General features: G+C 62.9%; 12 protein-coding genes. 6 read left to right on the plus strand and 6 right to left on the minus strand.

All coding sequences use genetic code 11. From position 1 onward, the window contains the following. Positions 1-33: 33 nt before the first annotated feature. Complete coding sequence (locus P0M12_RS03265) at positions 34-1437, plus strand: class II fumarate hydratase (RefSeq protein ID WP_003945220.1); 1404 nt, start codon at positions 34-36, stop codon at positions 1435-1437. A gap of 49 nt (positions 1438-1486) precedes the next feature. Here P0M12_RS03265 and P0M12_RS03270 read toward each other — a convergent pair whose 3' ends face one another. Both P0M12_RS03270 and P0M12_RS03275 read right to left on the minus strand, forming a co-directional pair. Beyond that, positions 1487-2206, minus strand: a complete 720-nt coding sequence (locus tag P0M12_RS03270; RefSeq protein ID WP_076948324.1) for an NAD(P)-binding domain-containing protein — start codon at positions 2204-2206, stop codon at positions 1487-1489. Between the two features lie 59 nt (positions 2207-2265). After that, a complete protein-coding gene (locus P0M12_RS03275) occupies positions 2266-2721 on the minus strand; it encodes a nitroreductase family deazaflavin-dependent oxidoreductase (protein WP_042920867.1) in 456 nt (151 codons plus the stop codon). Between the two features lie 340 nt (positions 2722-3061). Here P0M12_RS03275 and P0M12_RS03280 point away from each other — a divergent pair, with 340 nt between their 5' ends. The 5 genes from P0M12_RS03280 (at position 3062) to P0M12_RS03300 (ending at position 7886) form a co-directional block, all read left to right on the plus strand. Then, positions 3062-3628, plus strand: coding sequence for a TetR/AcrR family transcriptional regulator (locus tag P0M12_RS03280; protein WP_003945239.1), 567 nt, complete (start codon positions 3062-3064; stop codon positions 3626-3628). Positions 3629-3725: 97 nt separating this feature from the next. Further along, complete coding sequence (locus P0M12_RS03285) at positions 3726-5297, plus strand: MFS transporter (protein ID WP_050656893.1); 1572 nt, start codon at positions 3726-3728, stop codon at positions 5295-5297. 97 nt (positions 5298-5394) lie between these two features. Further along, a complete protein-coding gene (locus tag P0M12_RS03290; RefSeq protein WP_050656894.1) occupies positions 5395-7008 on the plus strand; it encodes a serine hydrolase in 1614 nt (537 codons plus the stop codon). A 17-nt stretch (positions 7009-7025) separates the two neighbouring features. Beyond that, positions 7026-7451: a limonene-1,2-epoxide hydrolase family protein gene (locus P0M12_RS03295; protein WP_007726363.1), complete on the plus strand. Its 426-nt coding sequence runs from the start codon at positions 7026-7028 to the stop codon at positions 7449-7451. 30 nt (positions 7452-7481) lie between these two features. Beyond that, complete coding sequence (locus tag P0M12_RS03300) at positions 7482-7886, plus strand: carboxymuconolactone decarboxylase family protein (protein WP_003945227.1); 405 nt, start codon at positions 7482-7484, stop codon at positions 7884-7886. A gap of 60 nt (positions 7887-7946) precedes the next feature. Here the strand turns inward: P0M12_RS03300 and P0M12_RS03305 are convergent, their stop codons facing one another. The 4 genes from P0M12_RS03305 to glyA form a co-directional block, all read right to left on the minus strand. Beyond that, positions 7947-9314, minus strand: a complete 1368-nt coding sequence (locus tag P0M12_RS03305) for a PhoH family protein (protein ID WP_007726365.1) — start codon at positions 9312-9314, stop codon at positions 7947-7949. Between the two features lie 275 nt (positions 9315-9589). Then, a complete protein-coding gene (locus P0M12_RS03310; RefSeq protein WP_030536254.1) occupies positions 9590-10306 on the minus strand; it encodes a LuxR family transcriptional regulator in 717 nt (238 codons plus the stop codon). Positions 10307-10332: 26 nt separating this feature from the next. Continuing rightward, positions 10333-11766, minus strand: coding sequence for an amidase family protein (locus tag P0M12_RS03315; RefSeq protein ID WP_054832061.1), 1434 nt, complete (start codon positions 11764-11766; stop codon positions 10333-10335). Positions 11767-11918: 152 nt separating this feature from the next. After that, positions 11919-13226, minus strand: coding sequence for a serine hydroxymethyltransferase (gene glyA / locus P0M12_RS03320; RefSeq protein WP_003945195.1), 1308 nt, complete (start codon positions 13224-13226; stop codon positions 11919-11921). Positions 13227-13234 lie beyond the last annotated feature (8 nt).

Below are 13234 nucleotides of genomic sequence, written 5' to 3' on the forward strand. Positions count from 1 at the left end.
CTACCCGCTCTCGAAAAGTGGCAATGTGGAGCCATGACGGAGAGCAACGATCAACAGTTCCGAATCGAACACGACACCATGGGCGAAGTTCGGGTGCCCATCGACGCACTGTGGCGAGCACAGACCCAGCGTGCAGTCGAGAACTTCCCGATCAGCGGGCGCCCGCTCGAGCGCACCCAGATCCGCGCGATGGGCTTGCTGAAAGCAGCGTGTGCGCAGGTCAACAAGGACCTCGGACTCCTCGACGCGGACAAGGCCGACGCAATCATCGCCGCCGCGAACGAGATCGCCGAAGGCAAGCACGACGATCAGTTCCCCATCGACGTCTTCCAGACCGGCTCGGGAACCAGTTCGAACATGAACGCCAACGAGGTCATCGCATCCATCGCGAAGGCCGCCGGTGTGGACGTACATCCCAATGATCACGTCAACATGTCGCAGTCCTCCAACGACACCTTCCCCACCGCCACGCATGTCGCAGCTACCGAAGCAGCGGTCACCGATCTTGTTCCGGCACTGGAACATCTGCATGCTGCGCTTGCCACGAAGGCGACCGAGTGGAAGACCGTCGTCAAATCCGGACGCACCCATCTGATGGACGCTGTGCCGGTCACGCTCGGTCAGGAGTTCGGCGGCTACGCACGTCAGATCGAGGCCGGCATCGAGCGCGTCAACGCAACACTCCCCCGCCTCGGCGAGCTGCCGATCGGCGGAACAGCAGTCGGCACCGGTCTCAATGCTCCGGATGGATTCGGCCCCAAAGTTGTTGCCGAACTGGTCAAGTCGACCGGTGTCGACGCGCTGACTCCGGCGAAGAACAGCTTCGAAGCGCAGGCCGCGCGTGACGGACTGGTCGAGGCATCGGGCGCGCTGCGGACCATCGCCGTCTCACTGACGAAGATTGCCAACGACATTCGGTGGATGGGATCGGGTCCGCTGACCGGGCTCGGCGAGATCGCACTCCCCGATCTGCAGCCGGGTAGCTCGATCATGCCCGGAAAGGTGAACCCGGTCCTGCCCGAGGCAACTACTCAGGTTGCGGCTCAGGTGATCGGAAACGACGCCGCCATCGCGTGGGGTGGCGCAGCCGGAGCTTTCGAACTCAACGTCTACATCCCGGTCATGGCTCGCAACCTGCTGGAGTCGTTCACCTTACTGGCCAACGTCTCTCGACTGTTCGCCGACAAGTGCGTGAGCGGACTGGTCGCGCACGAGGAGCACCTCAAGACACTCGCCGAATCGTCGCCGTCGATCGTGACGCCCCTCAACTCGGCAATCGGTTACGAGGAAGCCGCAGCCGTCGCGAAGCAGGCACTCAAGGAGAAGAAGACGATCCGTCAGGTCGTCATCGAGCGCGGACTCGTCCCGGACAAGCTGAGCGAGGAAGAACTCGACAAGCGTCTCGACGTTCTGGCGATGGCGAAGGTCAAGGACTGAACAAACAACAGAGTGGCGGTTTCCACTTCGGAAACCGCCACTCTTTTCCCTACACCGTAGTGGTTGCCCGCCACTCGTCGGTGCGATCGGGGCTCGCCTCGGCCAATGCTTTCAGCGTCGCTTCGCGATCGAAATCCTTGCCGTACACGGGAGTTCCCGGCTGCTGACGCCAGGAATCGTCGATCGTTCCCGCATCGACGGGATCGAAGCCCAACTGATTGATCAGATCGAAGACGACCTGCTTGTTCGCGTCGTCGTCGCCGGCGACGGGTAGCGCAATGCGCCCCTCTGCACCTTCGGGAAGGCCCTTCTCTAGGAGATGCTTCCACCAGATTCCGTTGAACGCCTTGAACACCGGTACACCCAGGTGTTCCTGCACCCATCCGCTTTCGGTCTGTCCGTCCTCGATGGCGGCGATCAGACCGTCACGCTGTTGCGGGTAGTAGTTGTTGGTCTCGATGACCGGGGCACCGGCGACCGCACCGCTGAGAATCCCCGCCGGTAGATCAACCACGTTCTTCTGCGGAATGCTCACGATGACCAGCTCGGCACCCTCGGCGGCCTCGGTGCTGCGGACTGCCTTCGCACCCGTCTCGGCTTCCAGTTCTGCAAGCGTGTCCGGTGTCCGCGAGTTCGAGACGCGCACGTCGTGACCGAGCGCAGCGAGCCTACGTGTGAGCGTGCCACCGATCTGACCGGCTCCGATGATTCCGATGCGCATGACCCTGCTCCTTCGTCGTGTGCAGTGCCGATCGCGCCACCGCTGCATTCGTCAACGACGAGAACGCACCGGGTCATTCCGCACCGGCCATTTCAACTCCCGTTGATTCAATCGGTTGACGAATCGAGTGCGAGTTTGATGCGAACACTGACCGGGTCGGTCTGCAATCCGCGAAAGGCAGAGGCCGTCAGCGCCGATCTGATCTTCCCCGACGCAAATGTCTTCACCCGCGCCGGCACGTCGTCGTCCGGCATGATCTGGGCCTGTCCGTCCACCCACTCGCCGCGGCGACGGATCCGAACCTTCGGCGTCGCAGAGATATTGGCACCCCACCCCGTGCCGGTGCCATGCTGCGCAATGACCCACGCCTCGTCACCGTCGTAGGTGATCGCAACGGGCACTCGGCGGGTCAGACCGGTTCGGCGTCCAACCGTCTCGATCTCGGTCATCAACGACGGCATCAAACCGATCCGATTCAATCCGGTGACCAGCGGATTGGCGAAATACTTCCCGACTGCGACTTCGATTCTTCGTTTTCGTGCAACTGACGTCGGTACCGGCATGTCGTTTCCTCTCCTCCGAAGCTGGTGCTCGAAGCAACAGCTCTATACCGCACGATATAACCACTGTTCGGGGAGTTTTGCCACCAAGAATCTCCGTCGATACCCACCACCTGCACACAACACTTGACTGTGTCTGTCAGTTACATCTAGTCTCAGATTCGTTCCTATACCGATCGACATACTGGGAGGCAGTGATGAACACACCTCGAGACGCCTCGTTGCCATGACCGGCCCGCAGACGCGTTGTCCGATCGCCGCAGCGCGTCGCAAGTGGGGAGTACCAAGAGAATCAGCGGCACCAGATGATTCGAACAGCACTGCGATTGCATACGATGGCGGGATGGCCGACTCCGATTCCCGCACTCTGATGCTGGTCGGCGCCATCAATGCCTTCCGTGAACACGGGATCGCGACGACCTCGCTCACCGAGATCGTCGAACGCTCGGGAGCTCCCCGCGGGTCGGTGTACCACTACTTTCCCGAGGGCAAAGGACAGCTGGCCGGCGAAGCAGTTGCCTACTTCGGCCGGGGCGTCAGTGCCGCCATCAGTTCGATGATCGCTCAGTCTTCCCCACCGGAGATCATCGACGCGGTTGTCACGATATTTCGAAACAGCTTGGTAGAGAGCGATTTCACCTCCTCCTGTCCGGTCGCAGCCGCGGCAGTGGAGGGCGCGTCGACGCCGGCGGCATTAACTGCTGCGGGCGAATCCTTCACCTCGTGGGAATCGCTTCTCACATCGTTCTTCTGGCAGCAGGGACAGCCGTCCGAGACTGCAGCACAGTGGGCAACCGTCGTGATCGCGTCAATCGAAGGCGCGACGCTGATGGCAAAAGCTCAGCACACCACGGCGCCTCTCGATCGCATCGGCGCTCACCTCAAGGCTCTGGTCTCGGCCCCGAGCTGACCAACCCTCTTTCTTCCAACCGCTGCTGCCGTCCGCGCAGGAGCAGAGATGGCGTACAAACATGTCTCACACACTTGCACCGGCGCCCTCGGCGCCCATGATGACCAAGTCACGTCGATTCACTGCGCTGATCTTCATCTGCCTCGCCGAACTCCTTGTCGTGCTGGACAACACAGTGGTCAACGTCGCACTGCCGACGATGAGCGTCGACTTGTTCGCCAGCGTCAGCGACCTGCAGTGGATCGTCGACGCGTACACGTTGACCTTCGCCGGGTTCCTACTCACTTTCGGCCACCTGGGTGACCGCTTCGGACGCCGCCGAGTGATGATCATCGGCTTGATCGGCGTCGGTGCGATGTCGCTCGTCGGCGCCTTGGCTTCCAACCTCGAACAGGTGATCATGGCGCGAGCCGCCATGGGTGTCTTTGCCGCAGCGGTCTTTCCGGCTACATTGGCCATGATCACCAACATCTTCACCGACGCCAGAGAACGAGCCATCGCCATCGCGGCCTGGACCGCAATGGCCGGCTTCGCGATTGCCATCGGCCCGACTGCGGGCGGCTGGCTTCTCGAGCACTTCTCCTGGCACTCGGTGTTCTGGATGAACGTTCCGGCAGCATTGTTGGTCATCGTGGGTGTGCTGCTGGTTGTTCCGGAATCGAAGGCGCTCCACGTCGGCCGATTCGATTTCGTCGGAACAATCTTGTCGCTACTGGGCATCGTCATTCTGGTGTGGACCATCATCGACGCACCACATCGCGGATGGGTGTCGACATTCAGCATCACGGGATACCTCTCTGCGACAGTGTTGTTGGCCGCATTCGTCGCATGGGAACTGCGCACCGACGCGCCGATCCTGAACATGAATCTCTTCCGAATCCGGCGGTTTTCTTTCCCCGCCTTGGCTATTGCTGTCAGCTACTTCAGCATGTTCGGATTCTTGTTCCTGATCACGCAGTACTTCCAGGGCGTTCGGGAGTACTCGCCGCTCGAATTCGGCATCCACTCTTTGCCTTTCGCTGCAGCTGTCGCCGTGGGCGCCCCAGTCGCCACCTTGGCGGCACAGAAACTCGGCACGACTGCAGTGATGGTGTTCGGCCTCCTGGTACTCAGCGGCGGGATGTACCTGGCGGGTCGGACGACCGTCGAGACGCCCTACCTCGGACCCGTCGTGATCTCGATGGTCCTCATGGGTCTGGGCCTCGCAATTGTCCAGGGACCGGCGACCGACTCCATCATGTCCTCGGTGCCCCTCGACGAAGCGGGGGCAGGTTCGGCAGTCAACGACACGACGCGTGAGCTCGGCGGGACCCTGGGCGTCGCCGTCATCGGTTCGATCGTCGCCTCGTACTACACGTCCAAGGTGGCTCCGATCGTCGACGCCATTCCCGACGCCGTGATGTCGGCGCAGGAGAAAGGCTTCGCTCGTGAGTCCGTGCTCAGCGTCATCGAAATCCGCTCCCGCGACATCAGTCCGCTCTTCGAGCAGCAGAAGGACAGTCTGATCTACACGATGAAGACCGCATGCCTGGAAGGCTTCGCCATCGCGTCGTACTTCACGGTCGGAGCAGCATTGATCACCGCTCTGCTGGTCGCGTTGTTGCTCCCTTGGAAGCCGGTCACGGAAGGCTCCATTCTCGGCAGTCTGACAACCAAGACCCCGAAGTAGCTACAAGGTTTCCCGATTTGTCCCAATATCAGCCCGCCGTTCCCCGATACTGGATTGACCGAGTGGTACCGACGACAACCCTGCTAGGGAGAATCTCGTGTCCATCACCAGTAGAAACAGCTCGCGACTGTCGGCAGCGGCGGTTCCGGTAGTACTGACGGTCGCCCTGCTCGCCGGATGCTCGTCCGATTCAGACACCACCTCGGCGCCCGGGCCGGTCGTCAGCGACGCCAGCCCGGGTCTCGACGCCGGGGTGCCGATCCCGGACGGGCAAATCGACGACGCGGTCGGGAAGCTCGACGACCTCGCGAACGATCTCATGGCAAGTTCCGGTGTTCCCGGCATGGCGGTGGCCGTGGTGCACGGAGGTAAGACTGTGTACGCAAAGGGATTCGGGGTTCGCGAGTTGGGTAAGAGCGCCACCGTCGATGCCGACACCGTGTTCCAACTGGCATCGGTGTCGAAATCGGTCGGGGCCACGGTGGTCGCCCACGAAGTCGGAATCGGGACCGTCGACTGGGACACTCCGGTGATATCGAAACTGCCGGGGTTTGCGCTTGCCGATCCGTGGGTGACCGACCACCTCACGATCTCCGATCTCTACACGCATCGGTCGGGGTTACCGGACCACGCCGGCGACGGGCTGGAGGACCTGGGCTACAACCGGGCCCAGGTACTCGAAAAACTTCGCCAACTACCGCTCAATCCATTCCGAATCACATACGAGTACACGAACTTCGGCGTCACAGCCGGTGCGGAGGCCGTTGCAGCCGCGGCGGGCACCGATTGGGAAACGCTGTCGCAGAACACGATCTACGGTCCGCTCGGTATGACTTCGACGTCTTCGCGGTTTGCCGATTACCAAGCCCGAGAAAATCGAACAGTCGGCCATATCCTCGAAGACGGAAAGTACAAGGTAGGGCCGGTTCGGGACGCCGACGCCCAATCCCCCGCCGGTGGAGTCAGCTCCTCGGTGAACGACATGGCCAAGTGGTTGGACATGGTGCTGTCTGGCGGTCGGTATCAGGGGCAGCAGGTCGTTCAGACGGATGCGCTCGTGCCCGCAGTCAACCCGGAAATCGTCTCGCGCCATGCGCAGGAAATCGGGGAACGCTCCGGCTTCTACGGCTACGGGTTCAACGTTTCCGACAGCGCGGCAGGCCGTGTGACCGCCAGCCACTCCGGCGCCTTCCTGCTCGGTGCCGGGACCAATTTCGTGACGATTCCCTCCGCTGACGTCGGCATAGTCGTTCTGACCAACGGCACGCCCACCGGCGTCGCAGAGACCTTGACCGCCGAATTCGCCGATCTGGTGCAGTTCGGGAAGATCACCCGCGAGTGGCGCCCGCTGTACGAAGCGTCCTTTGCCTCACAGGCCGACCCTGAGGGCGAACTTGCCGGGAAGACGCCGCCGGCCTCCCCCGCTCCCGCGCCACCGACAGACCAATTGACCGGCGACTACGGCAATCCGTACTGGGGTCCCGCGCTCGTGACGCAGCAGAACGGTGCGCTGACCTTGACCATGGGTCCCGCGGCCGCGACGTACCCTCTGACCCACTGGGACGGAAACACCTTCACGTTCCCGCTCAGCGGCGAGAACGCACCGGCCGGGACGGTCTCGAAGGCCACCTTCGACGGAAACTCGCTAACCTTGGAGTACTTCGATCACGATCATCTCGGTACCTTCATCCGGGCAACACCGGCCGAATAATCAGCCAAGGACACCCCATGAGTAGTTCGACAGCCACGGTGAACGCAATGTTCGCGGCCCTCACCGATTTCGACGTGGACGCCGCAGCCGAATTGATGACAGACGACATCGTCTGGCAGAACGTCTCGCTCCCCACCCTGCGAGGCAAGAAGACCGTCGTGCGAGCGCTACGTCTGGTCACCAAGCCTTCACTGAAATTCGAGGCGGAGATGCACCACATCGTCGGCGACGAGTCCACGGTGCTCACCGAACGCACCGACATCCTCACCGTCGGACCGCTGCGCATCGAGTTCTGGGTATGCGGAACTTTCGAACTGCGCGACGGCAAGGTCTGCGTCTGGCGGGACTACTTCAGTCTGCGAGACGTCGCGTGGGGCGTGGTGACCGCGGTCGGCCGCGCAGTCGTCGGGACCGGGACACGAAGTAGGCTTGCTCCGGCCTGAAATCACCTGCCGAAAGCGAGCGAACCTGCCATGTCCGAAAACACCACGCCTGACTCCTTCGACGCCGGATTGGCTGTGCGCACCGAAGTCATGGGGGCCGATTTCGTCGACGCCGCCTTCGAGCGCACCCGGGGAACGGACAGCGAAGAACTGCAGAACTTCGTGACGGCCAACGTCTGGGGTTCGGTATGGACGCGTCCCGGACTCGATCGCCGCAGTCGCAGTCTGATCAATCTGGGGATGCTGATCGCGCTGCGCGCCGAGAACGAACTCAAAGGCCACGTACGTGGGGCATTGCGAAACGGCTTGACGCGCACCGAGATCGTCGAAACCGTGATCCACGCGAGCGCGTATTGCGGCGCTCCGGCCGGACTGGCGGCGATGCGTGTGGTGCAGGAAGTTCTCGACAACGAACTGGGACCGCTGCAAAACTGAACAACTTCAAACCCAGGCATCTCCCCGTGCAGACCGAAGTCCGCACGGGGAGATCACTTCTCAGGAAGTGGGGCCGAACTCCTCGAGCATGTCGGTCACCAACTCGGCGATCGGCGAACGCTCACTGCGCGTGAGTGTGATGTGCGCAAAAAGCGGGTGCCCCTTGAGCTTCTCGATGACGGCCGCAACTCCGTCGTGCCTGCCCACTCGCAGGTTGTCACGCTGCGCGACGTCGTGCGTGAGGACCACTCGCGAGCCGGTTCCCAGACGAGAAAGCACTGTCAGCAGAACATTTCGTTCGAGCGACTGCGCTTCGTCGACGATCACGAACGAATCGTGCAGCGACCGACCGCGAATATGCGTCAGCGGCAACACTTCCAGCATTCCGCGGGCGAGAACCTCCTCGAGAACCTCTGGCGAGGCCAACCCGTCGAGAGTGTCGAAAACGGCCTGAGCCCACGGGCCCATCTTCTCGCTCTCACTACCGGGAAGGTAGCCGAGTTCTTGTCCGCCAACGGCATACAACGGACGGAAGACGACAACCTTGCGCTGAGTGCGGCGCTCGAGAACCGCTTCAAGACCTGCCGTCAGAGCCAAGGCCGACTTACCGGTGCCCGCCTTACCACCGAGAGAGATGATGCCGATGCTCTCGTCCATGAGGAGATCGAGCGCAATGCGCTGCTCGGCGGAGCGGCCGTGCAACCCGAACGCCTCGCGCTCACCGCGCACCAACTGGATGCGCTTGTCGGGAGTCACCCGACCGAGGGCGCTCGACGAACCACCGAGCAGGCGAAGACCCGTGTGACACGGCAGATCTCGCGCTTCGTCGAGGTCCAGGAAACCCTCGTTGAACAGCTCGTCGATGTCCGTCGAGGCGACGTCCAGCTCGGTCATGCCCGTCCATCCGGAGGGCACGACGTCGTGAGCGTGGTACTCGTCGGCAGGTAGTCCCACCGCGCCTGCCTTCACACGAAGCGGAATGTCCTTGCTGACGAGGACTACATCCTTGCCCTCCGCAGCAAGATTCAGCGCACACGCCAGAATCCTCGAATCGTTACTGTCCGTGCGGAATCCGACGGGCAGGACCGCAGGGTCGGTGTGATTGAGTTCGACCTGCAGTGTCCCGTTCTCGGTGCCGATCGGCACCGGACGGTCGAGGCGGCTGTATTCGATCCGGAGATCGTCGAGCATGCGGAGCGATTCTCGGGCGAACCATCCCAGTTCGTGGTGGTGCCGTTTGCCTTCGAGTTCACTGATCACGACCAGTGGGAGTACCACGTGGTGTTCGGCGAATCGAGTGACAGCCCATGGATCGGACAGTAGTACCGAGGTATCCAAGACGTACGTGCGAAGTGCATCTCCCGAATGATTCCCGGCTGATTGATCAGCCCGGGCCGAGTGGGCAGAGACGGAGCGTGATGCAGTCACGTTGGGCTCCTAGGTCTGCGCGGCACCCGCGCAAACTCAGCTCGCTGGGCCGGACGGCTCTGGTGTCAGGTGACGCTGTGTCAGCTGAAACAAGGGCCGGGCGCCGGCCCTCTCGTACTGAGTGTTTCAGTCACGATCAGAACCTCCCGCACAAGTAACTTCTGGTTACTCGTTACTGCCGACGGTACTGCGGATCGGACACTCGCGCCACGGAACGAGCCGCACATCTGGTGAACGCCAGGTAACAAAATGCCACTCGTGTGATTCGGCGTCACTCAGGACTCGATCAGACCCCACTTGGCGGCGCGCACCGCTGCCTGAACCCGCGAATTGGTTCCGGTCTTGACGAAGATGTTCTCGAGATGGGTGGCGACGGTGCGACGGCTGACGAACAACTCCTCGGCGATCTCGACATTGCCCGCGCCCCTGGCCACCAATTGCAGTACTTGAATCTCCCGTGGGCTCAGATGGACACGATCGAGCGCCACCTGGTCCCCCACGACGCGCGAGCAGGCTGCGCTGGACGCCGCCACCACCTCCCGTACGCGATCGACGACGCCGGAATCCGCGAAGCTCATGTGCAGCAATCCGGTCACCTCACGGCCGGAGAACCCCAATGCGACCGAGGCACCCTCGGCGTACCCGGACGGCCGCAGAACATCGGTGACCATCTCGACCTGCTCGAATCGTGGCACGTCCTGCCAGAACACGGGCACGCCCGAAGCCTCGCGAATGATGCCGAAGAGATTGCGATCGGCGACGAAGTCCTCGAGCAGGAACTCGAGCACCCTGGCGTCGTATCCGGAACTCGCCAGAGCCCGATGCCTTCCGCTCGACGGGTCCCGGTACGTGACCGCCGCAGCCGAGTACGCGAGTCCACGTGCGCGGAGTTCTTCGGCGCACAGGCCGAGAATGCCGTACGCCCCGGCCGCCGGCGATCGCGGCGCGAACATGTCAGGTCCAGCGCCGCGATCAGGCAGTACAGACGTCATCACACCAATCTAGCCAATCGTGTGAGCTAGGCCACGACCAGTGAATCGGCCGGCTTCTTGTCCGCCCACGGACGCACCGCTTCGAAGTTCGCGGCAGTCCGCAAGACCAGTGCGTCCCGGCGGTGACGTGCGGCGATCTGCAGCCCCACCGGTCGACCGTCGGCGGTGAATCCGGCGGGCACGGTGATCGCCGGATTGTTGAGCATGTTGTACGGGTAGGTGAAGAGCCAATCGAGCAACTGCTCACGCAGCGACGCACCCTCGAGCCACGACGGCGCGAACTGACTGAGCGGGAACGTGGCCGAAGCCAGGGTCGGCGAGACCAACACGTCGTAGTCGTTCATGAACGTCGTCCACGTGTCCCACATGACGCCGCGGAATGCGTCGGCCCGCCCGACGTCGACACCGGTGAGCCGCTCGGCCTCGTGCATGATCTCGATCAGGTTGTCGTCGACCTCGCCGCGCTGGTTCTCCCAGTCGAGCAAGTCGTATTCGGAAGCGAAACCGGGAACCCAGATGCCGTTCCACATCGACTCCGACGGATTTCCCCACTGCGGGGTCGCCTCGGTGATCCGGGCACCCAATTCCTCGAATGCCGACAACGCGTCGAGACACACCGCCAGCACCTCCGGATCAACATGGCCGAGACCGAGATTCGGCGACCACGCCACGCGAAGGCCCTTCACGTCGCCCTTCGAGGCTTCGACGTACGAGGTCTCGGCACGCTCGATCGAGAGCGGGTCCGCATTGTCCGGCCCGGCCATGATGTCGAGCATCAGCGCGTTGTCGGCAACAGTCCGGGTGATCGGACCGTGATACGCCCAGTTGTAGAAGCGCCCGGCCAGGATGGTCTGCGGGATGACGCCGGTGGTCGGCTTCAACCCGACGACCCCGCAGAGCGCCGACGGGATACGCACCGATCCCGCGCCGTCACTGCCCTCGGCGAGTGGCCCGAGGCCTGCAGCCACGGCAGCCGACGCACCGCCACTGGACCCGCCCGCGCTGTTGCCGAGCTTCCACGGGTTGTGCGTCGGCCCGTACAGGTGGTTGTCCGTGCCACCGTAGTAACCACTTTCGGGAGTGTTCGTCTTTCCCAGGAACAGTCCGCCGGCGCCACGCAGCCTGTCCACGACGACGGCATTTCCCGTCGCGATGTTGTCGGCCATCGGCTTCATCCCGAACGTGGTCGGCAGCCCGTCGACTGCCGTCAGATCTTTGATCGTGAACGGAACGCCGTGCAGCGGGCCGAGTTTCTCGCCCGCTTCCTGTTGCCGTGAGAGTTCGGCCGCATCGCGCGTCACCTGCTCGCGATCGAACTGGACTATCGCGTTGATCGACGGATTGACGGCGTCGACGCGCTGGATCATCGCTTCGGCAATCTCGTTGGGCGAGAGACTGTTCGACGCGACCGACGCCGCCATCTCGGTAGCGGAGAGCCAATGCAGATTCTGTTCGGTCATGGGGTTTCCTTCGCCGGAGGGGTGATGCTCTCAGGCTAGGAAGCGCCGAACTCGGCCACCATCGGTCATGTGACCGATGCCACAATCCGCGACTGGCAAAAAACCAGCGGCCCGGCCCCTCGAAAGGGACCGGGCCGTCGGTGAAGGAGTTCCTAGACGTTCTTGCTGAGCAGGCCCCAGTTCTCGAGACCGTCGTACAGCGGAAGGTCGAGGGCGAGCTTGGCGACGCGCGCACGCAGCGCCGGCAGATCCGCGTTGCCGGCCAGAGCGGTACCGATGATGTCGGCGACCTCGGTGAACTCGGCATCGCCGAATCCGCGAGTGGCCAACGCTGCGGTACCGATACGCAGACCGGAGGTGGTCATCGGCGGGCGGGGATCGAACGGAACAGCGTTGCGGTTGACCGTGATGCCGATTTCGTGCAGAAGGTCCTCACCCTGCTGGCCGTCGAGCTGCGAGTTACGCAGGTCCACGAGCACGAGGTGGACGTCAGTGCCGCCGGTCAGGACGCTGATGCCCTGGTCTGCGACGTCCTTGTTGCCCAGACGCTCGGCAAGGATGCGCGCACCGGAAAGGGTGCGTGCCTGACGATCCTTGAACTCTTCACCGGCAGCGATCTTGAAGGTGACTGCCTTGGCCGCGATGGCGTGCATGAGCGGTCCACCCTGCTGACCGGGGAAGACAGCGGAGTTGAGCTTCTTGGCCCACTCTTTCTTCGCCAGGATCAGGCCCGAACGCGGACCACCGAGGGTCTTGTGGACGGTCGAGGAGACGACGTCTGCGTACGGGACGGGCGACGGGTGCAGTCCTGCCGCAACCAGTCCGGCGAAGTGAGCCATGTCCACCCACAGGTACGCCCCGACCTCGTCGGCGATCGCGCGGAACGCCGCGAAGTCCTGCTGACGCGGGTACGCGGACCAGCCGGCAACGATGACCTTCGGCTTCTCGGCGAGGGCGATCGAGCGCACCTCGTCCATGTCGATGCGGTGATCTTCCTTGCTGACGCCGTAGGACGCGACGTCGTACAACTTGCCGGAGAAGTTGAGCTTCATGCCGTGCGTGAGGTGACCGCCGTGTGCAAGGTCGAGGCCGAGCAGCTTCTCACCCGGGTTCATCAGTGCCATCAGAACAGCAGCGTTGGCCTGTGCGCCCGAGTGCGGCTGAACGTTCGCGAACTCTGCACCGAAGAGTTCCTTCGCACGGTTGCGCGCCAGATCCTCGATGACGTCGACGTGCTCGCAACCGCCGTAGTAACGACGTCCCGGGTAGCCCTCGGCGTACTTGTTGGTCAGGACGCTGCCCTGAGCCTGCAGGACCGAGCGGGGAACGAAGTTTTCCGACGCGATCATCTCGAGCGTGTCGCGCTGACGAGCCAATTCACCAGCCATCGCCTCGGCGACTTCGGGGTCGAGTTCGGCGAGTGATGCAGAGTTGACGTCGGAGCCGGGCACAGCGGTCATCGAGGAAT

This window comes from Rhodococcus sp. RCBS9 (assembly GCF_029457415.1).
GTDB classification, from domain to species: Bacteria; Actinomycetota; Actinomycetes; order Mycobacteriales; family Mycobacteriaceae; genus Rhodococcus_F; species Rhodococcus_F qingshengii.